General features: G+C 72.5%; 23 protein-coding genes. 13 read left to right on the top strand and 10 right to left on the bottom strand.

Annotated features, from left to right (window positions below; all coding sequences use genetic code 11):
- The first annotated feature begins 46 nt into the window (after nucleotides 1-46).
- Nucleotides 47-367 (top strand): hypothetical protein, encoded by a 321-nt coding sequence (locus tag ACFY7C_RS16880; RefSeq protein WP_389650370.1) that lies wholly within the window; start codon nucleotides 47-49, stop codon nucleotides 365-367.
- 54 nt (nucleotides 368-421) lie between these two features.
- Nucleotides 422-1,261, top strand: a complete 840-nt coding sequence (locus ACFY7C_RS16885) for an arylamine N-acetyltransferase (RefSeq protein ID WP_389650373.1) — start codon at nucleotides 422-424, stop codon at nucleotides 1,259-1,261.
- 32 nt (nucleotides 1,262-1,293) lie between these two features.
- Here ACFY7C_RS16885 and ACFY7C_RS16890 read toward each other — a convergent pair whose 3' ends face one another.
- The 4 genes from ACFY7C_RS16890 to ACFY7C_RS16905 all read right to left on the bottom strand — a co-directional run bounded on the left by ACFY7C_RS16890 (nucleotide 1,294) and on the right by ACFY7C_RS16905 (nucleotide 4,839).
- On the bottom strand, nucleotides 1,294-1,896 hold the full coding sequence (locus ACFY7C_RS16890; RefSeq protein ID WP_389650376.1) for an ankyrin repeat domain-containing protein: 603 nt from the start codon (nucleotides 1,894-1,896) through the stop codon (nucleotides 1,294-1,296).
- A gap of 41 nt (nucleotides 1,897-1,937) precedes the next feature.
- The gene (locus ACFY7C_RS16895) at nucleotides 1,938-2,534 is read right to left on the bottom strand and encodes a heme-binding protein (RefSeq protein WP_389650378.1); all 597 of its coding nucleotides are present in this window, start codon (nucleotides 2,532-2,534) and stop codon (nucleotides 1,938-1,940) included.
- Nucleotides 2,535-2,672: 138 nt separating this feature from the next.
- Nucleotides 2,673-4,049: an FAD-dependent oxidoreductase gene (locus ACFY7C_RS16900; protein ID WP_389650381.1), complete on the bottom strand. Its 1,377-nt coding sequence runs from the start codon at nucleotides 4,047-4,049 to the stop codon at nucleotides 2,673-2,675.
- A gap of 133 nt (nucleotides 4,050-4,182) precedes the next feature.
- Nucleotides 4,183-4,839, bottom strand: a complete 657-nt coding sequence (locus ACFY7C_RS16905; RefSeq protein ID WP_389650384.1) for a DUF305 domain-containing protein — start codon at nucleotides 4,837-4,839, stop codon at nucleotides 4,183-4,185.
- Nucleotides 4,840-5,063: 224 nt separating this feature from the next.
- Here ACFY7C_RS16905 and ACFY7C_RS16910 point away from each other — a divergent pair, with 224 nt between their 5' ends.
- Nucleotides 5,064-6,602, top strand: coding sequence for an LVIVD repeat-containing protein (locus ACFY7C_RS16910; RefSeq protein ID WP_389650387.1), 1,539 nt, complete (start codon nucleotides 5,064-5,066; stop codon nucleotides 6,600-6,602).
- Here the strand turns inward: ACFY7C_RS16910 and ACFY7C_RS16915 are convergent.
- From ACFY7C_RS16915 to ACFY7C_RS16930, 4 genes are all read right to left on the bottom strand, one after another.
- Nucleotides 6,560-7,330 (bottom strand): TetR/AcrR family transcriptional regulator, encoded by a 771-nt coding sequence (locus ACFY7C_RS16915; RefSeq protein WP_389650389.1) that lies wholly within the window; start codon nucleotides 7,328-7,330, stop codon nucleotides 6,560-6,562. The two genes, ACFY7C_RS16910 and ACFY7C_RS16915, sit on opposite strands and share 43 nt — an antisense overlap.
- A gap of 129 nt (nucleotides 7,331-7,459) precedes the next feature.
- Entirely contained in the window at nucleotides 7,460-8,134 is a 675-nt protein-coding gene (locus ACFY7C_RS16920) for a phosphatase PAP2 family protein (RefSeq protein ID WP_389650392.1), read from the bottom strand.
- A gap of 155 nt (nucleotides 8,135-8,289) precedes the next feature.
- A complete protein-coding gene (locus ACFY7C_RS16925; protein WP_389650395.1) occupies nucleotides 8,290-9,228 on the bottom strand; it encodes a M56 family metallopeptidase in 939 nt (312 codons plus the stop codon).
- A 91-nt stretch (nucleotides 9,229-9,319) separates the two neighbouring features.
- The gene (locus ACFY7C_RS16930; protein ID WP_389650397.1) at nucleotides 9,320-9,925 is read right to left on the bottom strand and encodes a DUF5134 domain-containing protein; all 606 of its coding nucleotides are present in this window, start codon (nucleotides 9,923-9,925) and stop codon (nucleotides 9,320-9,322) included.
- A 185-nt stretch (nucleotides 9,926-10,110) separates the two neighbouring features.
- Here ACFY7C_RS16930 and ACFY7C_RS16935 point away from each other — a divergent pair, with 185 nt between their 5' ends.
- Nucleotides 10,111-10,662, top strand: coding sequence for a GNAT family N-acetyltransferase (locus tag ACFY7C_RS16935; RefSeq protein WP_389650400.1), 552 nt, complete (start codon nucleotides 10,111-10,113; stop codon nucleotides 10,660-10,662).
- A gap of 84 nt (nucleotides 10,663-10,746) precedes the next feature.
- On the opposite strand, the gene ACFY7C_RS16940 is transcribed toward ACFY7C_RS16935, so the two are convergent.
- Nucleotides 10,747-11,430: a glycerophosphodiester phosphodiesterase gene (locus ACFY7C_RS16940; RefSeq protein WP_389650403.1), complete on the bottom strand. Its 684-nt coding sequence runs from the start codon at nucleotides 11,428-11,430 to the stop codon at nucleotides 10,747-10,749.
- Between the two features lie 280 nt (nucleotides 11,431-11,710).
- On the opposite strand from ACFY7C_RS16940, the gene ACFY7C_RS16945 reads away from it, so the two are divergent.
- The 5 genes from ACFY7C_RS16945 (at nucleotide 11,711) to ACFY7C_RS16965 (ending at nucleotide 16,403) form a co-directional block, all read left to right on the top strand.
- Nucleotides 11,711-13,117: a DUF6421 family protein gene (locus ACFY7C_RS16945; RefSeq protein ID WP_389650406.1), complete on the top strand. Its 1,407-nt coding sequence runs from the start codon at nucleotides 11,711-11,713 to the stop codon at nucleotides 13,115-13,117.
- 65 nt (nucleotides 13,118-13,182) lie between these two features.
- On the top strand, nucleotides 13,183-13,944 hold the full coding sequence (locus tag ACFY7C_RS16950; RefSeq protein WP_389650409.1) for an SDR family NAD(P)-dependent oxidoreductase: 762 nt from the start codon (nucleotides 13,183-13,185) through the stop codon (nucleotides 13,942-13,944).
- The gene (locus ACFY7C_RS16955; RefSeq protein WP_389652688.1) at nucleotides 13,941-15,020 is read left to right on the top strand and encodes a threonine aldolase family protein; all 1,080 of its coding nucleotides are present in this window, start codon (nucleotides 13,941-13,943) and stop codon (nucleotides 15,018-15,020) included. Before ACFY7C_RS16950 ends, ACFY7C_RS16955 begins: the two co-directional genes overlap by 4 nt.
- 86 nt (nucleotides 15,021-15,106) lie before the next feature.
- Nucleotides 15,107-15,700 (top strand): transglutaminase family protein, encoded by a 594-nt coding sequence (locus tag ACFY7C_RS16960; protein ID WP_389650412.1) that lies wholly within the window; start codon nucleotides 15,107-15,109, stop codon nucleotides 15,698-15,700.
- A gap of 10 nt (nucleotides 15,701-15,710) precedes the next feature.
- Complete coding sequence (locus ACFY7C_RS16965; RefSeq protein WP_389650414.1) at nucleotides 15,711-16,403, top strand: B3/4 domain-containing protein; 693 nt, start codon at nucleotides 15,711-15,713, stop codon at nucleotides 16,401-16,403.
- Nucleotides 16,404-16,445: 42 nt separating this feature from the next.
- Here the strand turns inward: ACFY7C_RS16965 and ACFY7C_RS16970 are convergent, their stop codons facing one another.
- A complete protein-coding gene (locus ACFY7C_RS16970; protein WP_389650417.1) occupies nucleotides 16,446-17,183 on the bottom strand; it encodes a lysophospholipid acyltransferase family protein in 738 nt (245 codons plus the stop codon).
- A 222-nt stretch (nucleotides 17,184-17,405) separates the two neighbouring features.
- On the opposite strand from ACFY7C_RS16970, the gene ACFY7C_RS16975 reads away from it, so the two are divergent.
- The 4 genes from ACFY7C_RS16975 (at nucleotide 17,406) to ACFY7C_RS16990 (ending at nucleotide 20,564) form a co-directional block, all read left to right on the top strand.
- The gene (locus tag ACFY7C_RS16975) at nucleotides 17,406-17,726 is read left to right on the top strand and encodes a TlpA family protein disulfide reductase (protein ID WP_389650420.1); all 321 of its coding nucleotides are present in this window, start codon (nucleotides 17,406-17,408) and stop codon (nucleotides 17,724-17,726) included.
- Nucleotides 17,727-17,915: 189 nt separating this feature from the next.
- Nucleotides 17,916-18,527 carry a flavin reductase family protein gene (locus tag ACFY7C_RS16980; protein ID WP_389650423.1) on the top strand — a complete coding sequence of 204 codons (612 nt, stop codon included), beginning with the start codon at nucleotides 17,916-17,918 and terminating at the stop codon, nucleotides 18,525-18,527.
- Nucleotides 18,528-18,725: 198 nt separating this feature from the next.
- Nucleotides 18,726-19,511: an electron transfer flavoprotein subunit beta/FixA family protein gene (locus ACFY7C_RS16985; RefSeq protein ID WP_389650425.1), complete on the top strand. Its 786-nt coding sequence runs from the start codon at nucleotides 18,726-18,728 to the stop codon at nucleotides 19,509-19,511.
- Between the two features lie 90 nt (nucleotides 19,512-19,601).
- Nucleotides 19,602-20,564, top strand: a complete 963-nt coding sequence (locus tag ACFY7C_RS16990; RefSeq protein ID WP_389650427.1) for an electron transfer flavoprotein subunit alpha/FixB family protein — start codon at nucleotides 19,602-19,604, stop codon at nucleotides 20,562-20,564.
- Nucleotides 20,565-20,604: the final 40 nt, after the last annotated feature.

Here is a 20,604-nt window from a genome sequence, read left to right on the forward strand (position 1 = left end):
TCGCTGTGCCTTCCGGCTCCTGCTGCGCCTCCTGGCCGGGCCGGGCATGCGGGGTGGCTGGGACAGCGACGCGGGGCGGCTCGTGCTGGCCGTGCACGCGGCGTACTGGGAGCGGGACGCGCTGCGCGCGGAGGAGGCGGCGGACTGCCTGCTCCTCGTGGCGGACGGCAGGATCGCCGTGCGGACCGCGTGGCAGGCCTCCTCGGAGGCGACGTCGTGCCCGCACGCGGGTGTACGCGTCACTCCCTGGGCACGGAGCCTGCGCCGTCGCGTGGACATCGCCTGCGCGGACGGCTCCTGGCTCACGGTCCGCCTCCCGGGGCCCGCCGCGGCCGACCGACTCCGTGACCTCCTGTCGACCCGCTGAGCGCCCCTCCGACGACTATCCTGATCACCTGGGCTCGGGGCAGCGAGGGGGAGCATGATCGACGTCGACGGGTATCTGGGCGTGCTCGGCGTCGCCCGGTCGGCGGGGCCGACCGGCGAGGCGCTGCGTGCCCTGCACCGGGCACAGGTGGAACGTGTCTCCTACGAGAACCTCGACATCCATCTGGGACGGCCGACGGGCATCGGCGCCGAGGAGTCCGTGGCCCGGATCCTGCGCGGGCGCGGCGGCTACTGCTTCCACCTGAACGGGGCCTTCGCCGCGCTGCTGACGGCCCTCGGTTACGACGTCACCCTGCACCGGGCCGGGGTGCAGGGCAGCCCCGAGGACACCGCGGGCGCGGGCGGCGACCATCTCGCGCTCACCGTGCGGCTCGACGGTGAGCGCTGGCTCGTCGACACCGGGCTCGCCGGCGGCATGCACGACCCCCTGCCGCTGCGCGAGGGCTCCTACACCCAGGGGCCGTTCACCTACGCGATGGCCCCGTCGGCGGCGGAGCCCGGCGGCTGGCGCTTCACCCATGACCCCCGTGGCGCGTTCATGGCGATGGACTTCGCGCCGGAGCCCGTCGAGCTGTCCTCCTTCGCCGAGGAGCACGTCCGGTTGTCCACCTCGCCCGAGTCCGGATTCGTCCGGGTCCTCACCGCCCAGCGCCGCGACGCCACGGGCGTGGACGTGCTGCGCGGCTGTGTGCTGCGCCGGATCGACGCCGACGGCACGCACGAGCGGATCATCGACGCGGCGGACGACTGGTACGACGTCCTCGCCGGTGTGTTCCGGCTGGACCTGAACGACGTCGACGCCCCCGCGCGGGCGGGGCTGTGGCACCGCGTCCGCACCGCCCACCAGGAGCGCGAGGCCGCCGGAAGCCGGTGACGGCCCCGCGGTCCGCCGCCCCGCTTCGGCTTCTATGTGTCCCGCAGCAGCGCCGCCATCGCCTCGAAGCCGCGGCGTTCCGCGTGGGCCAGGGCGGTTGTCCCGTGGGCGTCCGGCAGGTCGCGGTCCGCGCCGGCCGCGAGCAGCAGGGCAACGACCTCCTGGTGGGCCCGGCCGCCGTCGCCGAGGATGACCGCCTCCAACAGTGCGGTCCAGCCCAGGTCGTTGACGTGGTCGACGTCGATCGACGTCTCCTGGAGGACGGCCCGGACATAGGCCACATGGCCGCGTTCGGCGGCGGGGATCACGCTCACCCCGCCGAACCGGTTGCGCAGCGTCACGTCGGGCGCGGGGTCCGCCGTGAGGAGCACCCGCATCATCGCGACGCTCCCGGTGACGCCCGTCACCAGCCACGGGCTGTCGTGCCGCGCGTCCTGCGCGTTCACATCGGCGCCCGCGGCGACCAGGGCCCGCGCCGCGTCCACGTGGTCGCCGAGCGCGGCGAGCAGCAGCGGTGAGCGCAGTTCCTCGTCGCGGGCGTCCGTGCGGGCACCTTCGGCGAGCGCGGCGCGTACGGCCGCGGCGTCGCCCTGACGGGCGGCGGCGAGCAGCCGCAGGTCTGCGGGGGCGGGCATGAGGACTCCTCGGTACGAAAAGGGGCGGGGCGGGAGAGGCGTCAGTTGAGCGCGGCGACGCCGGCCCGGGCGAACTTCTCGTCGAGGTCGCCGGAGGGGGCACCGGCCACGCCGATGCCGGCGATCGGGCCGCCGTTCGCGGTCACCGGGACGCCGCCCGCGAGGAAGAGGGTGCCGGGGATGTCCTTCAGGTTGGGGGCCTGGGCGAGACGGCCGGCGAGGACCGAGGTGGGGGCGTTCCAGGAGACGGCGGTGTACGCCTTCTTGACGGCCGACTCGTAGGACTGCGGGCCCGCGCCGTCGCCGCGCAGGGTCACGAGGGTGGTGCCGTTGCGGTCGACGACGGCGACGGAGACCCGCTGGTTCTCCTTCTCGGCGGCCTTCAGGGCGGCCTGCGCGGCCTCGGTCGCGGCAGCGATCGTCAGGTGCGTCGACCGGGCGGTGTCCGTGTTCTTCGCGTCGGCGTTCTTCGTGTCGGCCTTGGCTGCCACGGCGGCCGCGGGGGCGTCGCCGGCGGCGGTGGCGGCGTTCGCGGAGACCGCGCCGAAGGCACCGGCACCGAGGGCGACCAGGGTCGCGCCGCCGGTCAGGACACGGGCACGCTTCGAGAGCTTCTTCCTGTCCGAGATCTTCTTCATGGTGGATGACTCCTCAGGTGGTCGGCCGGTCGGGAGGCGCCGCGCCGTCCCGCTCTGTCATCCATCCTGGGTCCGCCCCCGCCGCCGGCCGGTCCGCCCGGCGGCTCCTCCTCCCGGCCCGCCCGGCCGACCCCGGGGTCAGCCGATCGGCTGACCCCGCCGCGCCGCGCCCCGCAGTCCGGCCCAGTCGGGGATCTTCACCGGACCCCGGCCCAGCGTGCCGCCCAGGGCCGCCTCGGCCTCCTCGATCGCCTGCCAGCCGGTCCAGAGCACCGGCTCGTGCCCCAGGGCGCGCAGCGCGGCGACCGGGTCGGGCGCCACGGTCCTGCGGGCGAGGACGGGCGCGTCGGCCAGCAGGGAGGCGGCGGTCTCCTTGGCGCAGGGCCGGTTGGTGCCGATCACGCCCGTGGGGCCGCGCTTGATCCAGCCGGCCACGTACTCGCCCGGCGACGGCGTCCCGTCCCTGAGCACCCGGCCCGCGGCGTGCGGGACCGTGCCCCGCGCCGGGTCGAAGGGCAGCCCGGGCAGCGGCGCGCCCTGGTAGCCGACCGCCCGCAGCACCAGGCCGGCCGGGATCTCCTCGTACCGCCCCGTGCCCCGTACCCCGCCCGCCCCGTCCGGTGCGGTGTGCTCGAAGCGGACCGCGGCGACCCGGCCGTCCTCGCCGAGGATCTCCACCGGCCGCAGGAAGAACCGCAGCCGGACCGTGCGGGCGGAGGGCGTGGCGCCGACGGCGCCGGCCGCGTCCGCGGCCTCCGCCCAGCCTCGTACGACCTCCAGATTGCGCCTGCTGACGGCCGGCAGCCCGGAGGGGTCGGCGTACGCGGGGTCGAGGGCGAGCTCCGCGGGGTCGACCAGGACCCGGGTGTCCGGGAGCGCGCCGAGCTCGCGCAGCTCCTTGGTGGTGAACTTCGCCTGCGCGGGCCCGCGTCGGGCGACCATGTGCACCTCGCGCACCCCGCTGGCGCCGAGCGCCACCAGAGCGCTCTGCGGAATGTCGGTCGGCTCCAGCTCCTGGGCCCGCCGGACGAGCAGCCGGGTGACGTCGACGGCCACGTTCCCCGCCCCGACCACCACGGCGCCGGGCCGGTCGAGGCCGAAGTCGTCGTGGACCGCGTCCGGATGGGCGCTGTACCAGGAGACGAACTCGGTCGCCGAGAAGCTGCCGCGCAGCTCCTCTCCCGGCACCCCGAGCCGCCGGTCGCGCGAGGCGCCCACGCAGTACACGACCGCGTGGTAGAGCTCCAGGAGCCGGGCGGGCGTGAGCCCGCGCGCGCCCACCTCCACGTCGCCGAGGAAGGCGATCCGCTCGTCCTCCAGGACCGCCCGCAGGCTGCCCTGCAGCGACTTGATCTTCTCGTGGTCGGGCGCCACCCCGTAGCGCACCAGCCCGTAGGGGCAGGGCAGCCGGTCCAGGACGTCGACCCGGATGTCGGGCACGGCGTTCTGCCCGACCAGGGCCTGGGCGGTGTAGACCCCACTGGGACCGGAACCGACGACGGCGACGCGCAGCACGGAAGCACCCCTTCCCGCCGGGAGACCTCCAGCATGGCACCGGGAGCCCCGCCGGGGGAGTGGGCGCGCGCCGGCGAAACGGCGCGCCACCCGACCGGGCCCGTCCGCCGCCCGCCTCCGCGCCCCCGCCCGCCTACAGCGACCGCATCCGGTCGATCTCCACCGTCTGCTGCGCGATCACGTCGTTCGCCATCTCCTCCACCAGGACGTTGTTGCCCTGGCCGAGCACCTCCGCCGCCATGGTCACGGCGCCTTCGTGATGGGTGATCATCAGCTTCACGAAGAGCGCGTCGAAGGCCCGTCCCTCGGCGGCCTTCAGCTCGGCGAGCTGGGCCGCGGTCGCCATGCCCGGCATGGTGTGGTGGTCGTGGCCGGTCTGCGGGCGCGGGCCGCCGTTGTTCGTCAGCCAGCCCTCCATGGCCGCGATCTCCGGGCCCTGCGCGGCGGCGATGCGCTCCGCGACCTTCCTCACCTGGGGCGACGCCGCCCGCCGCGGCGCCAGCGCGGTCATCGTGAGGGCCTGCCGGTGGTGCGCGATCATCATCTGGACGTAACGGAAGTCGGCGCCGTTGGGTCGCTCGTCGGGCAGCATACGGGCCGCCTCCTCGGGCGAGACGCGCTTGGCCGGCTCACCCGGCCGGCCCGGTACGACGACCGCCGGTCCGCTCGGACCGCCCGCTCCACCCGCTGACCGGTCCGGACCGGGCGCCGACTCACAGGCCCCGAGGGCGAGTACGGCGGTGGTGCTGAGCAGCACCGCGGCGGTGCGGCGGACACGGCGGTTCGACAAGGCGACCTCCACGGGAACGTCGGCAACTCGGGTCACTCGGGTCACTCGGATCGCTCGGGCTCGTGCGGAGCACGAGGAGCACGGGCAGCACTCGGGGCAGGGCGATGGTGCGGCGAAACTTCAGGACGTTCGTGTCGCCATCTGTTGAGATGCGCACGCCAAGGACCATACTGCGCACGTCCATCCGTCGTTCACCTGTGAACGGAAGTCCCAGAGAGGACGGAGTGACTTCGTTGCGTACCACGAGTACCCCGCGCACACGGATCAGAAGCCTGGGTGTGGCGACCGCCGCGGCCGGACTGCTGGTCAGCCTGCTCGCCGCAGGGCCCGCGGCCGCCACACCCGACCCGGGCGCCATCCCCGTACCGGACACCGTCAGCGCGGAACGGGCGGCCGGGGCCCGCGCCGCCATCGCGAGCGGTGAGATACCCGGGGTGGACGAGATCGTCCACACGCCCAACATCGAACACCTCGCCAACATCCCGAAGGACGCCCTCAAGGGCACCAACTCCGACCTGGCCTTCCAGGGCGAATACGCCTTCGCCGGCAACTACGACGGCTTCCGGATCTTCGACATCAGCGACCCGCGGTCCCCGAAGACCGTGGCCCAGGTGCTCTGCCCCGGATCCCAGAACGACGTCTCCGTCTCCGGGAACCTCCTGTTCCTCTCCACCGACTCCTCCCGCAGCGACGACTCCTGCGCCAGCGTCTCCCAGCCGGCCACGGTGAAGGAGTCCTGGGAGGGCATGAAGATCTTCGACATCAGCGACATCGCCAACCCGCGCTACGTCGCCTCCGTCGAGACCGCCTGCGGGTCGCACACCCACACCCTGGTGCCGAAGCGGAACGACGTGTACGTGTACGTCTCCTCCTACGCGCCCAACGCGGCCTTCCCGGACTGCCGGCCGCCGCACGACGGCATCTCCGTCATCAAGGTGCCGCGCGACGCGCCCGAGCGGGCCGCGGTCGTCTCGTTCCCCGTCCTCTTCCCCGGCGACGGCCCGGACGGCGGCGGCAACCCCGGCGGCCCCACCAACCCCGGTGTCTCCAAGACCACGGGCTGCCACGACATCACGGTGCTGCTCAGCGAGGACCTGGCCGCCGGAGCCTGCATGGGCGACGGCATCCTCTTCGACATCAAGGACCCGGCGAAGCCCCGGGTCATCGACCGGGTCCAGGACAACGTCAACTTCGCCTTCTGGCACTCCGCCACCTTCAACCAGAAGGCCGACAAGGTGGTCTTCGCCGACGAGCTCGGCGGCGGCGGCGCGGCCACCTGCAACGCGGAGGTCGGCCCGAACCGCGGTGCCAACGGCATCTACGACATCGTCGGCAAGGGCGACGGGCGCAAGCTGGTCTTCCGCAGCTACTTCAAGATCTCGCGCCACCAGGCCGACACCGAGAACTGCGTCGCCCACAACGGCTCGCTGATCCCGGTCAGGGGCAAGGACATCATGGTCCAGTCCTGGTACCAGGGCGGTGTCTCCGTCTGGGACTTCACCGACTCCCGCCGGCCCAAGGAGATCGCCTACTTCGAGCGCGGCCCGATCTCGGCGACCACCCCCGTCGGCGGCGGTTCCTGGTCCGCCTACTACTACAACGGCTACATCTACTCGAACGACATCGCCAAGGGCTTCGACGTCCTGAAGCTCTCGGACAAGCGCACCGACAAGGCGCAGCGCGTCCGGATGCACGAGCTCAACGTACAGACGCAGCCGGACTACTTCCGCGACTTCGACCGGGCCTCCGGCTCCGACGACTGACCGGAAACGGACGACTGACCCGGAACCGACGAGTGGCCGGAAGGCGACGGCAGTTGCGCGACCACCGGGGACGGCAGCCGGACCGGCCGGCCCCGTAACGCCGTCGGAACCACCTGCGTGCCGCCGGGCGGACCTCCGTCCGGCGGCACGCCCTGCTCCCAGTCCAGCCCGTACCGCTGGAACAGCTCGGCCCGCAGCCGGGGCATCGGCATCGGCGCGCCCGGCAGCAGCACCGCGAACACCGCGCCCATGAGCAGGGCCCGCAGCAGCGGGTAGTCCCGGTCCACGTCCGCGGCGCCGTAGCGGGCCACGGTGTCGCGCAACAGCGCGGCCAGCCGCTGCTGCTCCGGACACTGCACGAACCCCTCGGCCTGGAGGATGCCCGCCATGTGCGTCCGCATGAGCACCGGCCGGTCCTCGGCGAGGCCGAGGATCGCGTCGATGGCCCGGGCCAGCAGCTCCCGGCCGTCCTCGGTGCGCGGCTCGCGCTCCAGCGCCTCCTCCAGCGTGAGGTGCATCAGCCGGTGCACGGCGGACTGCAGCAGCTGCCGCTTGCCCGGGAAGTAGTACGAGATCAGCCCGCGCGCCGAGCCGGCCCGCTCGGCGATGTCGCCGAGCGTCGTGGCCTCGTAACCCCGCTCCGAGACCAGTTCCACCGTGGCCGTCAGGATCCGCTCGCGGGAGCGCCTTCGAAGCTCTTCATTGACCGATGCGCTACGCGGGGACATGCTGGACTCCTGCGTTGACTGGCTCGCAGCCAATATACTCAGCGCGACCTGCCGTCGTGCCCTCGTGGCCGGCGGTGGGGCATGCCGTCTGTTCTGGGCGACGCGGGGGATCGTCCAGAACAGGCGGCTTCATCGTGTGTCTCCCATTCTGCTCCCGTCGTCCGCGCCGGTCGTCGGCGGCCTGCGGGCCTCCAGTCGCCGGTACGCGAGGATCGCCACGGCCACGCAGCACCAGCCCAGGAGCCAGCCGCCCAGGACGTCCGAGGGCCAGTGGACCCCCAGGTAGACCCGGGTCCAGCCGACGCCGACGACCGACACCACGGCCGCCCCGGTGAGCGCGCCCCAGCCCCGCCACTCCTCGCGCCAGCGCAGCGCGAGCACCCACAGCAGCAGCCCGCAGCTGACCGTCGCCGCCATGGCGTGGCCGGACGGGAACGCGGCGTAGTGCGCCGAGTCGACCGGATCGGGCCAGCTCGGCCGCGTGCGTCCCACCGCGGCCTTGATGCCGTGCTGGAGGGCGCCGGCGAGGAGGGTGGTGACCGCCACCCACACGGCGAGTCGGCGCTCCCTGCGCCACCACAGCGTGACGGCGGCCGCGGCGACGAGCGTCCGCATGGTCCACGGGTCCCAGACCCAGTCGCTCAGCACGCGGTTGAGCTGGGTGAACCCTGGTTCGGCGACCGCGCTGCGGTGCAGCTCCTCGGACACGTCCCGGTCGAACGACAGGAGCGGTGACCACCCCACGGCCACCAGGACGAGCAGCAGTACGGCCAGGGCTCCGGTCACGACGGCGGAGATGCGCATGGGCCGATCCTGCCCCACGGGCCCCCCTCGCCGTGCGCGCGGGGCCGCCTGTCGTCCGTATCCGGCCGACGAACACCGGGTCCGTACGGCGCGGATCAGCCCCGGCCGCCCGGCCGGGTCCGTGGCCCGAACCCGACGGCCCGGCCCGGTGCGGCCTAGCCGAGGGCCGTCAGTGCCGGGACGAAGGCCACCAGGACCGGGACCACCGGGACGAAGGCCGCCGCGGCGGTCAGGCGCAGGCGGCGGGCGGCGGTGAGGCGGGGCGTGGCCGTCAGCAGGCGGTTGACGCGCTGCGGCAGGCCGGCGTCGGGTGCCGGGCCGGGGCCGAAGACCCCCCGGTCCTCGTTGAGTTCGACCAGCGCCAGCGCGATGGTCAGCCGTCCGAAGCGGCGCGAGGCCACGTCGTCCGCCGCCAGCTCCACCAGCCGGTGCATCTCGCCCCGGAACGCGGCGAAGACCGGGACCCCCGGGAAGCCGGCCGCGAGCGCCGTGGCACAGTGCAGCAGCCAGTCGTGCCGCGCCCGGGCGTGGCCGTGCTCGTGCGCGAGGACGGCGTCGAGCTGGCGACCCTTGAGACGGCGCAGCGCGGCGGTGGTGACGACCAGGCGCGGAGTCCCGCCGGGCAGCCACCAGGCGTCCGGACGCTCGCCCTCCAGGACCACGAGGCGTTCACTGCCGGAGGGCTCCTCGCCGGGCAACAGCGGCGCCCTCACCAGGAGTTCGCAGCGCCGCTGTTTGCGGCGGGCCCGGGCGCCGCCGATCTCACGGCCCAGCATCGCCCCGGTCCACAGCCCGCCGGCCGCGAGCAGCACGGCGAGCGCCGCCGACCAGGGGCCGTCGGTGCCGAGCTCGTACGCCTCGATCACCGCGCGCGGGGCGGGCGCGAAGACGTGGCCCCGCACCGCCTGCCAGGCGACCGCCGCGCTGAGCGTCATCGACAGCGCGAAACTCAGCAGCACGGCCGCCACGACGCACTGCCACACCCACAGCGCCACCACGGGTTCCCGTTCCACCCAGTCGGCCCGCGCCAGAAGTCGCGGGGCGACGAGGGCGGTCAGGACGCCGAGCGCGAGCAGCGCGAGGGAGACCAACATGGCGCCACCCTATGAGCGCGGTACCAGGCAGGGGTACGGGCTCGCGGTTCAAGTGACGTACGCCACGGTTTGAGTTCGCCGTGCGGGCCCCTCAGAGTGTGAGGAGCATCGCCAGCATCGCGAGCGCCATGGACAGCCGGCACACCAGCGTCAGCTCCGGCCCGGCCCGCCCGGTCGCCGCCCCGCCGGCAGTGCCTCCGCCCACTCCGGTCACGGCCGCCGTCTGCCCGGTCACCGGGACCAGCCGGGCGCCCGAACGCAGCACGTAGACCCCGTAGTACGCGAGCAGCGCCCCTGTCAGCACGGGTATGCCCGACGCCGCGGCCGCGGCGCCGTGCCCCCCGCCGTGCGCTCCGTGTGCGCCGCCCTGCGGCGCGGCCATCACCACCGCCATGTAGACCATGGCGAGCGAGCCGACCAGATGGTGCAGATGGTGGCGCCCGCCCCGCACCGCGCCCATCAGTCCGTGCAGTGCCGCGGCCCCGAACACCGCCGCGTACACCACCCACGTCCACTCCGGGGGGCTGAGTACGGCGGCGGGCAGCGCCATCGCCGCCATCCCGAAGCCCATCACGGCCTCGCTCCCGGCCGCCGCGCGCGCCTCGCCGGCGCTGCCGCGCATGCGCCACAGGCAGAACGTGCCGCTCGCCGCGCACAGCACCACCAGCAGCCAGCCGGACAGAGCCGGTCCGTGCACGCCGGACACCCCCCTCCTCGCGGTCCCCTCCTCGCGGTCCCGGCGGAGTGCATGCCCGGCCCTCGCGGCACCCACGCGGGCGCACAGGCGCGCACAGGTGTACGAGGGGGGAGTGCGGGGCGCGCGTTAGGCTCGGGACGATCGCGTCCGCCGATCATCAGCGCCCGAGGGGAGACCCGCACACCATGGACACCGCCGCGCCCCAGCACACCGGCCGGATCACCTACCGGGACGCCGTCCTGGACGACGTCCCGGCGCTCGTCCCGCTCGTCCAGTCGGCCTACCGGGGCGATTCCAGCAAGGTCGGCTGGACCACCGAGGCGCACCTCCTCCAGGGGCAGCGCACCGACGCCGCGAGCGTCGAGGCGGTCGTCACCGCGCCCGGCAGCCGCCTGATGGTGGTGGAGCGGGACGGCGGGATCATCGCCTGCTGCCAGCTCGAGCACCGGGGCGAAGCCGCCTACTTCGGTATGTTCGCGGTCCGCCCCGAGCTCCAGGGCGCCGGCCTCGGCCGGCAGATCCTCGCCGAGGCCGAGCGGCGGGTGCTCGAGCTGTGGGACGTGCGCGAGATGCACATGGTCGTGATCTCCGTGCGCGAGGAGCTGATCGCCTGGTACGAGCGCCGCGGTTACCGCCGTACGGGCCGGATGTCCCCCTTCCCGTACGGCGACGAGCGCTTCGGCGTGCCGCAGCGGGACGACCTGCAGTTCGAACTCCTGGTCAAGGAGCTCGGCTGACCGTCTGACCGGCTGACGGTCCGACCGACGGACCGGCGGGCATCCGTCGAGAGACGGGGAGACCGGTCCGGTCCCTCGGGCCGCTCAGGCCGTGAAACGGCCCGTGCGGCGGATCTCCGGCCGGTCCGTGGTCGCGCCGTCGAGTCCGAGCGCCCGGGCGAGCCGCAGCTCGTCCTGGGTGTTCACCACCCAGCCGATCACCCGCAGGCCGTCCGCGTGCGCCCGGTCCACGGTGTCCTGGGTGAGGTGCCGGATGTTGAGGACGAGCGCGCCCGCGCCCACGGCGAGAGCGCGCTCGACCACGTCGGACTGCTGCTCGTCGGCGACGAGCGCGGTGCGCACTCCGGGGACGAGGGCGCCGATCTCCGCCAGGGCCTCGTCGTGGAAGGAGAGCACCTCCACCCGAGGGGCGAGGGCGCGCTCGTTGAGCACGCCGGCGAGGGCCCGGGCCGCGGCGACGTCCTTGATCTCCGCCTGGATGGGGGCGCGGACCGCTTCCAGGACCTCCTCGAAGACGGGGACGCGCTCCCCGTCGCCGGCGTCGAGCTCGCGCAGCTCCGCGAGGGTCTTCCCGGCGATCGGGCCGGTGCCGTCGGTGGTGCGGTCGACGTCGGCGTCGTGCATGACGACCAGGGCGCCGTCCTTGCTGAGGTGGAGGTCGAGCTCGATGGCGTCCATGCCCGCCTGCTCCGCGCGGACGAAGGAGAGCAGGGTGTTCTCGGGCGCGACGCCCATGACTCCGCGATGACCGATGGTGAGGAAACTCAAGATCTTCTCGCTTCCGTCGAGGTCCGGTCCCCGCTCCGCCGCTCCCGGTGTGCGGCTCGGTGCGGCGCAGTGCGGCTCGGGGCGCAGCCTAGTAGATGGGGACGAAACGGGAAGTCTCCGTGCGGAAGCCCGTGTTTCTCGCTGCGCAAGCCCGCCGGACAGGAAAATTCGCGGCGACATGGGGGGTCAGGCAGGATAATTTCTCTTGCCCCCTCTTGCGGGGAAGAACCGCGGATGCATACGGTGTCTTGACGCAAGGTTCTCCTGTGGAGGAAGAGGCATGACGGAAATTCTTGTGCAGGACGTGACCGGTGGGGGGACTTCCACCGATGCTCCGGTGATCGACCACCCTGCCTGGCCCGAGCTCAAGAATGCCGTGGAGGAGCTCCGCCCCTGGCAGAGCGCGGACGGCTCCATCGACTTCGAGGCCGAGGGCGCGCCGACCCGCGCCCACGCCGAGCAGACCGTCGAGCGCGTCGTCGCCGCGGTCGAGCGGCTCTCCCCGCTGCTCCCGCACGACGCGGACTACCACCGCGCGCTCGTCGCCGACCTGCGCAAGTGGGCTCAGGGCGGCTTCGAGGTCCCCGACTTCCTCGACGCGCTGCTCGCCTTCCAGCCGGCCGGCGAGCGGGTCGACGGGCTCCAGCACCTCGTCGTCTTCCCCATGTACACCCAGAACGGCAACCCGGACCGCAACCTCGAGGCGGTCGTGCTGCGCATGGTGTGGCCGGAGTGGCTCTCCGAGCTGGAGGCCACCCGCTACGACAACCCGCTGTTCTGCGGCATCGCCTTCGAGGACTTCACGGCCGGCTACGACACCCACTCGGCCGTCCTCTTCCCCGAGACCATCGCCGTGCGCGAGGCCCCCGAGCGCTTCACCTGGGGTGGCATCTTCTGCGACCGCGAGGCCGCCCGCTTCCGCAAGGTCACCGAGGCCGCCGTCGACATCCTCGGCCTCGAGCTGCCCGAGGACATCGCCGCCATGGTCGACGACCAGGAGCGCTGCGAGAAGGCCTTCGTCCTGTGGGACATGGTCCACGACCGCACCCACAGCCACGGCGACCTGCCCTTCGACCCGTTCATGATCAAGCAGCGCCAGCCGTTCTGGATGTACGGCCTGGAGGAGCTGCGCTGCGACCTCACTGCCTTCAAGGAGGCCGTGAAGCTCGAGGCCGAGGGCAACGAGCACGGCCGTGACGTGCAGTACGCGGTGCTCTTCGACCGCATGTTCCGCTTCCCGGTCTCGGGTGACCGCAACCGCAACTACGACGGTCTCGGCGGCCAGCTGCTCTTCGCGTACCTCCACAAGCACGACGTGCTCCGCTGGACCGACAACCAGCTGAAGATCGACTGGAAGCGGGCCCCCGAGGTCACCAACCAGCTCTGCGGCGAGATCGAGACGCTGTACCGCGACGGCATCGACCGCCCCAAGCTCGTGCACTGGTTCAAGGCCTACGAGCTGGTCTCCACCTACCTCGCCCCGCACCCCGGCTCCACCTGGGCCAAGGGCCCCGACGCCCTGGACCTGACGCAGCCGCCGCGCAAGCTCGTGGACGACGTGCTTCCGGACGAGTTTCCGCTCAGCATGTTCTATGAGGCCCTTGCCAAGAAGCTCAAGGGCGTGATCGCCTCCACCAAGGGCATCACCGCCGCGAAGGCGGCGCGCGGCGAGCAGGCCGCCGCGTGACCGGGACGGCACGGGCGAAGGGGTCCGAGGGACCCCTCCAGGAGACGGAGCAGGAGGCGACGACCATGAGCGGCAACGGAAACGGCGGAGCGCTGGACGGAGCCGTCATCGCGGTCGCCGGTGCGGCCGGCCCCGCGGGCCGGGCGACCCTCCTGCGCCTCGCCGACGCGGGGGCGACCGTCGTCGCCTCCGACGCCGACCCGACGCGGCTCGCCGAGGCGGTCGACGCCGCCCGCTACGCGCACGGCGGCTCCACCGTCACCGGCGACACCGTCGACCTGCTCGACCTGGACGCCACCCGCGAGTGGGCCGCCAAGACCGAGAAGGAGTTCGGCCGCATCGACGGTCTGGTCCACCTCGTCGGCGGCTGGCGCGGCAGCCCCTCCTTCCCCGAGACCGACCTCAAGGACTGGGACCTCCTGGAGAAGCTCCTGATCCGCACGGTCCAGCACACCTCGCTCGCCTTCCACGACGGCCTGCTGCGCAGCGGCGGCCGTGGCCGCTACGCCCTGGTCAGCCAGGTCGGCGCGCACAAGCCGCTGGCCAACAACGCCGCGTACAACGCGGGCAAGGCCGCCGCCGAGGCGTGGACGCTCGCCCTCGCGGACGCCTTCCGTAAGGAGGGGGGCGAGGACGGCCCGAAGGCGGCTGCTGCGATCCTGGTGATCAAGGCACTGGTGCACGACGCCATGCGCGCCGAGCGCCCCAATGCGAAGTTCGCGGGCTTCACCGACGTCACGGACCTGGCCGACGCCATCGCCGGACTGTGGGACCGGCCCGCCGAGGAAGTGAATGGACAGCGCCTGTGGCTGACCCCCAAGCCGTGACCGCGGCCCTGGGCTCCAGGACCGACGCCCGTCGTCACCACGACCCGTCGGTCCGGGGCTTCGCCAGCGACAACTACGCCGGCGCCCACCCGGAGGTCCTCGCGGCCATCGCCCTCGCCAACGGCGGCCACCAGGTCGCCTACGGCGAGGACCAGTACACCGAGCACCTGCAGCGGATCATGCACAGCCACTTCGGCCCCTCGGCCGAGGCCTTCCCGGTCTTCAACGGGACCGGGGCGAACGTGACCGCGCTCCAGGCGCTCACCGACCGCTGGGGCGCGGTGATCTGCGCCGAGTCCGCGCACATCAACGTGGACGAGGGCGGCGCGCCCGAGCGGATGGGCGGTCTGAAGCTGCTCACCGTGCCGACGCCGGACGGCAAGCTCACCCCCGAGCTGATCGACCGGCAGGCCTGGGGCTGGGAGGACGAGCACCGTGCGATGCCGCAGGTCGTCTCGATCACCCAGAACACGGAGCTCGGCACCGTCTACACGGTCGACGAGATCCGGGCCATCGTCGAGCACGCCCACTCCAAGGGCATGAAGGTGCACCTCGACGGCGCCCGCATAGCCAACGCGGCCGCGTCGCTCGACGTGCCGATGCGGGCGTTCACCAACGCGGTGGGCGTCGACGTGATCTCGTACGGCGGCACCAAGAACGGCATGCTCTTCGGCGAGGCCGTGGTCGTCCTCAACCCGGACGCGGTCAGCCACATGAAGCACCTGCGCAAGCTGTCCATGCAGCTCGCCTCCAAGATGCGCTTCGTGTCGGTCCAGCTGGAGGCGCTGCTCGCCAAGGACCTGTGGCTGCGCAACGCCCGGCACGCCAACGCGATGGCCCGGCGCCTCGCCGAGGGCGTGCGCGGCGTGGACGGGGTGGAGATCCTCTACCCGGTCCAGGCGAACGCGGTCTTCGCGCGGCTCCCGCACGAGGTCAGCCGCCGGCTCCAGGAGCGATTCCGCTTCTACTTCTGGGACGAGGCGGCCGGCGACGTGCGCTGGATGTGCTCCTTCGACACCTCGGAGGACGACGTGGACGCCTTCCTCCAGGCACTGAAGGAAGAGATGGCACGCTAGGGCTGCCGTGTCGACGTCTGCATGAATATGCGGCCGGACGGAAAGTCATTGACTTCCGTTCGGCCGCGTTCCTATGCTCACCGCGCATGGAACTCATCCAGGGGAACCCCGACCTTTCCGCCTATCTGGCCGCGAGCGAGGTCGTCGACCACGAGCACCCCGTGGTCCAAGAGGCCGCCGACCGGCTGTCGCGCGAACACTCCGACGCATACTCATACGCCGAAGCGGCCTACCTCTTCGTACGGGACACCGTCCCGCACTCCGCCGACTCCGGGAACCTCCGGGTCACCTGGCGCGCCTCCGACGTGCTCGCCACCCGCAACGGCATCTGTGCCGCCAAGTCCCACGCCCTTGCCGCGCTGCTGCGGGCCCGGTCCGTCCCCACCGCCTTCTGCTACCAGCGGCTGACCGACGACGGGGCGAACCCGGTGGTCCACGGACTGGTCGCGGTGAAACTGCCGGGGCGGGCCTGGGCGCGGCTCGACCCGCGGGGCAACAAGGCCGGCATCGACGCGCGGTTCTCGCTCGACGAGGAGCGGCTGGCCTGGCCCGTACGCCCAGAGTTCAATGAAGTGGACTATCCGGTGCTCTATGATGAACCGCATCCGGCTGTCCTGAGCGCCCTGCGGGCCGCGCGGGACCGGCCCCACCTCTGGACGATGCTCCCCAGCGAACTCTGAACGGCGGATCATGACCCTGACCCTCACCGTCTCCGACGAGGTGCGCACCCTCGTACCCGGCTTCACCCACCTCGCCGTCGAGGCCCGCGGACTCGTCAACGGGCCGAGCGACGCGACCAGCTCTGCCCTGCTCGACGACGCCGCCCGCCGGCTCACCGAGCGCCTGGCCGGACGGACCCCGGACCAGGACCCGCACATCGCCGCCTGGCGCGCCGCGTACTCCGCCTTCGGCGCCAAACCCTCCCGCACCCGCAACTCCGCCGAGGCGCTCGCCCGGCGCGCCCTCGCGGACGGCGGACTGCCCCGGATCAACCGGCTCGTCGACGCCTACAACGCGATCAGCGTGGCCCACCTGATCCCGGTGGGCGGCGAGGACCTGAACAGGATCCAGGGCGCCATGAGGCTCGTCCGCGCCACCGGTCAGGAGGACTTCGTCACCGTCGCGGGCGGCGAGGAGGCCGTCGAGCACCCGGAACCGGGCGAGGTCGTCTGGTGCGACGAGGCCGGCGTCACCTGCCGCCGCTGGAACTGGCGCCAGGGGCCCCGCACCCGAATCGACGTCGACACCACCGACGCGCTCTTCCTGCTGGAGTCGCTCGACCCGATGACCCTCGACGAGCTCCGCGCGGCCGGCGAGGAGCTCGCCGAGCTGCTCCAGAAGGTGAGCCCCGGCGCACGGATCACCGTCCGCGACCCGGAGTGACCGGTCCCGCCCGCGGGGCGGGACCCACCCCAGGGAGGGGGCTCAGCCCTCCTCGCCGCGCTCGGCGGCCTTGAGCTCCTCGGGCGTCGGCGCCGTGCCCCCGAGGTGCGCGGGCACCCACCAGGTGTCCGACGCGTCCTTGGGGCGCACGGGGTACGCGCGCTGGGCCGCCTCCAGTAGCTCCTGGACCCGCCCGCGCAGCCGGCGGGTGATCGCGCCCGCGTACTGGTCGGCCGGCGCCTCCACCGGCTCGCCGACCCGGATCGTGATCGGGATGTGGCTGCGCTTGAAGTTGCGCGGCCGGCCCTTGGTCCACACGCGCTGGGTGCCCCACAGGGCCATCGGGATCAGCGGCACCCCGGCCTCCTGCGCGAGGCGCGCGGCACCCGACTTGAAGCTCTTGAGCGTGAAGGACTGCGAGATGGTCGCCTCGGGGAAGACCCCGACGATCTCGCCCGCCCGCAGCGCGCTCAGCGCGTGCTCGTAGGCGTGCTCGCCCTGGGAGCGGTCCACCGGGATGTGCTTCATCGCGCGCATCAGGGGTCCCGACACCTTGTGCCGGAAGACCGCGTCCTTCGCCATGAACCGCACCAGACGCTTCTGCGGCAGTGCGGCGAGACCCGTGAAGATGAAGTCCAGATAGCTGATGTGGTTGCTCACGATCACCGCTCCGCCCTGGCGGGGGATGTGGTGCGAACCCTGAGTGTCGATCTTCAGGTCCAGCGCCTTGAACATCGTGAGAGCGGCGCCGATGACCGGACGATAGACGAGCTCTGCCATCTGGAAGGAAACCCTTCGTCTGTGCCTGGGGATTCTCCCGGCGAAGTTACGCGGCCGTAGGTTTTCGGCTTTGGGGCAGATCGTGCCCCATGTGCGGGCTGGTGACCAGTCCTGACGGCTTCGTACGGGGAGATTCTCGTCACTCGCGGTGGCCGTGGCGGGAATCGAACGGTGCCGTGGGACGCTGCACCGGGTGGGGAAGAGAGCCGAGGAGGCGGACGGATGACCGAGGTGCTGGGCGCGGCGGAACTGGGCGCGGAGCTGGGGGAGCGGGGGACCCTCGTCCAGTTCTCCACCGCCTTCTGTCAGCCCTGCCGGGCCACCCGACGGACCCTCGCCGAGGTGGCCGCCATGGTCGAGGGCGTCGGACACGTCGAGATCGACGCCGAGGAGCGCCTCGATCTCGTACGGGACCTGGGCATCGTCCGTACGCCCACGGTGCTGGTCCTCGACCGGGCCGGCCGGATCGTCCGCAGGGCCGCGGGACAGCCCCGGAAGGTCGATGTCATCGCCGCCCTCGGCCGCGCCATCCGGACGTCGTGACCCTGCTCCCATCTGACGGGACGCACTTGACTGCACACGTCAACGATCGTCAGGCTGGCGCAATGGTGTCAGAACTCCTTCTCTACGGCCGGGCCCACGTGGACCTCGCCCGCAACGCGAGCGCGCGCTGTCCGGGTGCCTGAGGAACCCGCGACCCGCCTCCCGCCGCCCCCGCTGAAGGACAACTCCATGACGGTCTCGCCCGAGCTCCGCACGCGCCCGACGATTCCCCGACCCGCCGACGTCCCCGCCGTCGGCACACCCCGCACCGCCTCTCCCGACCTGCTCCGTTCCGTCTTCCGGCAGCACGCCGCCGGTGTCGCGGTCATCACGGCGCACGGCGAGCGCCCGGTCGGCTTCACCGCCACCTCACTCAACTCCGTGGCCGCCGAACCCCCGATGATCTCCTTCGGCGTGGGCACCGGCTCCTCCAGCTGGCCCGTGCTCGCCGAGGCCGAGCACATCGGCGTGCACATACTCGGCGAGCACCAGCAGGAGCTGGCCACCACCTTCGCCCGCAGCGGCGCCGACCGGTTCGCCGCGCCCACCCGCTGGCGCCGGGGCCCCGAGGGCGTTCCCGTCCTCGACGGGGTGCTCGCCTGGCTGGTGTGCCGGGTGGTGGCCCGCGTCCCGGCCGGGGACCACCGGATCGTCATCGCCGAGGTCGTCGCCGGAGACCCGAGCGCCGGTGACCCGAGCGCCGGGGAGCCGAGCGCCGGTGACGCCGGCGGAGAGGCCTCCCGGCGCGGTGGCCGTCCGCTGCTGTACCACCAGGGCCGCTTCAACGCCCTGCGTGACTGAGAGTTCCCCTGCGGCCCCTGTGGGCGCGTTGGCAAGGTCACACGGCTGAGCGCTTGCTTACTGGTAACGAACTGGGTGTACTGACGAGTAATATTTCGGTCGGGGCCACCGGGGCCCCGACCGGAAACCCGCCCTTCAGGCGCCTATGCTGCGACCAGCAACGCAGCCCAGTTATGACGATGCAGTAGGAGAGCCGGCGTGAGCTTGAGGATCGTTGTCTGTGTGAAGTACGTGCCGGACGCCACTGGCGACCGGAAGTTCGCCGATGACCTGACGGTCGACCGCGACGACGTCGACGGCCTCCTTTCGGAGCTCGACGAGTACGCGGTCGAGCAGGCGCTGCAGATCGCCGAAGAGGCGGACGACGCCGAGGTCACCGTGCTCACGGTCGGCCCCGAGGACGCCAAGGACGCGCTGCGCAAGGCGCTGTCCATGGGCGCCGACAAGGCCGTCCACGTCGAGGACGACGACCTGCACGGCACCGACGTCATGGGCACCTCGCTGGTGCTCGCCAAGGCGATCGAGAAGACCGGCTACGACCTCGTCATCGCCGGTATGGCCTCCACCGACGGCACCATGGGTGTCCTCCCGGCCATCCTCGCCGAGCGCCTGGGCGTCCCGCAGGTCACCCTCCTCTCCGAGGTCTCCGTCGAGGACGGCGTCGTGAAGGGCCGCCGTGACGGCGACACCGCCTCCGAGCAGCTGGAGGCCTCGCTTCCGGCCGTCGTCTCCGTGACGGACCAGTCGGGCGAGGCCCGCTACCCGTCCTTCAAGGGCATCATGGCCGCCAAGAAGAAGCCGGTGGAGTCCCTGGACCTCTCCGACCTCGACATCGAGGCCGAGGAGGTCGGCCTGGAGGGCGCCTGGACCAAGGTCGACTCGGCGGACGAGCGCCCGGCGCGCACCGCGGGCACGATCGTCAAGGACGAGGGCGAGGGCGGCAAGCAGCTGGCCGAGTTCCTCGCGAGCCAGAAGTTCATCTAGCCGATCTCCCGGGGCGCGGCCCCGGGACCGGCGGGCTCGCGCAGAGCCACCAGACCGCCCCCTTTTTCGTTCGCAGGAGATTGAAGTCCCATGGCTGAGATTCTCGTCTACGTCGACCACGTCGACGGAGCCGTCCGCAAGCCCACGCTGGAGCTGCTGACGCTGGCCCGCCGCCTGGGCGAGCCGGTCGCCGTCGCCCTCGGCAACGGTGCCGCCGACACCGCCGCCGTCCTCGCCGAGCACGGTGCCGTCAAGGTCCTCACCGCCGACGCCGCCGAGTTCGCCGACTACCTCGTCGTCCCGAAGGTGGAGGCCCTCCAGGCCGCGTACGAGGCCGTGTCCCCGGCCGCCGTGCTCGTCCCGTCCTCCGCCGAGGGCAAGGAGATCGCCGCCCGCCTGGCCGTGCGCATCGGTTCCGGCATCATCACCGACGCCGTGGACCTGGAGGCCGGTGACGAGGGCCCGGTCGCGACGCAGTCCGCGTTCGCCGCCTCGTACACGACCAAGTCCCGTGTCTCCAAGGGCACCCCGGTCATCACCGTGAAGCCGAACTCGGCCCCGGTCGAGGCCGCCCCGGCCGCCGGCGCCGTCGAGGCCCTCGCCGTCTCCTTCTCGGAGAAGGCCACCGGCACCAAGATCACCGCCCGCACCCCGCGCGAGTCGACCGGCCGTCCGGAGCTCACCGAGGCCGCGATCGTGGTCTCCGGTGGCCGTGGTGTCAACGGTGCCGAGAACTTCGCGATCATCGAGGCGCTCGCCGACTCCCTCGGCGCGGCCGTCGGCGCCTCGCGCGCCGCCGTCGACGCCGGCTGGTACCCGCACTCCAACCAGGTCGGCCAGACCGGCAAGTCGGTCTCGCCGCAGCTGTACATCGCGGCGGGCATCTCCGGTGCCATCCAGCACCGCGCCGGCATGCAGACCTCGAAGACCATCGTCGCCATCAACAAGGACGCCGAGGCCCCGATCTTCGACCTCGTCGACTACGGCGTGGTGGGCGACCTCTTCGACGTCGTTCCGACGCTGACCGAAGAGGTCAAGACCCGCAAGGGCTGATGACCAACGGCTGACCAGCGGTTCTGTCGGTCCCGGGGCC

The sequence above is a fragment of the Streptomyces sp. NPDC012769 genome (assembly GCF_042901205.1).
Classification (GTDB): Bacteria; Actinomycetota; Actinomycetes; order Streptomycetales; family Streptomycetaceae; genus Streptomyces.

Bases quoted from the DNA above. Each gene is read 5' to 3' on its own strand.
- ACFY7C_RS16880 (WP_389650370.1), top strand. From the start codon at position 47: ATGCGGGGTGGCTGGGACAGCGACGCGGGGCGGCTCGTGCTGGCCGTG.
- ACFY7C_RS16885 (WP_389650373.1), top strand. From the start codon at position 422: ATGATCGACGTCGACGGGTATCTGGGCGTGCTCGGCGTCGCCCGGTCG.
- ACFY7C_RS16890 (WP_389650376.1), bottom strand. From the start codon at position 1,896: ATGCCCGCCCCCGCAGACCTGCGGCTGCTCGCCGCCGCCCGTCAGGGC.
- ACFY7C_RS16895 (WP_389650378.1), bottom strand. From the start codon at position 2,534: ATGAAGAAGATCTCGGACAGGAAGAAGCTCTCGAAGCGTGCCCGTGTC.
- ACFY7C_RS16915 (WP_389650389.1), bottom strand. From the start codon at position 7,330: ATGTCCCCGCGTAGCGCATCGGTCAATGAAGAGCTTCGAAGGCGCTCC.
- ACFY7C_RS16920 (WP_389650392.1), bottom strand. From the start codon at position 8,134: ATGCGCATCTCCGCCGTCGTGACCGGAGCCCTGGCCGTACTGCTGCTC.
- ACFY7C_RS16925 (WP_389650395.1), bottom strand. From the start codon at position 9,228: ATGTTGGTCTCCCTCGCGCTGCTCGCGCTCGGCGTCCTGACCGCCCTC.
- ACFY7C_RS16935 (WP_389650400.1), top strand. From the start codon at position 10,111: ATGGACACCGCCGCGCCCCAGCACACCGGCCGGATCACCTACCGGGAC.
- ACFY7C_RS16945 (WP_389650406.1), top strand. From the start codon at position 11,711: ATGACGGAAATTCTTGTGCAGGACGTGACCGGTGGGGGGACTTCCACC.
- ACFY7C_RS16950 (WP_389650409.1), top strand. From the start codon at position 13,183: ATGAGCGGCAACGGAAACGGCGGAGCGCTGGACGGAGCCGTCATCGCG.
- ACFY7C_RS16960 (WP_389650412.1), top strand. From the start codon at position 15,107: ATGGAACTCATCCAGGGGAACCCCGACCTTTCCGCCTATCTGGCCGCG.
- ACFY7C_RS16965 (WP_389650414.1), top strand. From the start codon at position 15,711: ATGACCCTGACCCTCACCGTCTCCGACGAGGTGCGCACCCTCGTACCC.
- ACFY7C_RS16970 (WP_389650417.1), bottom strand. From the start codon at position 17,183: ATGGCAGAGCTCGTCTATCGTCCGGTCATCGGCGCCGCTCTCACGATG.
- ACFY7C_RS16975 (WP_389650420.1), top strand. From the start codon at position 17,406: ATGACCGAGGTGCTGGGCGCGGCGGAACTGGGCGCGGAGCTGGGGGAG.
- ACFY7C_RS16980 (WP_389650423.1), top strand. From the start codon at position 17,916: ATGACGGTCTCGCCCGAGCTCCGCACGCGCCCGACGATTCCCCGACCC.
- ACFY7C_RS16990 (WP_389650427.1), top strand. From the start codon at position 19,602: ATGGCTGAGATTCTCGTCTACGTCGACCACGTCGACGGAGCCGTCCGC.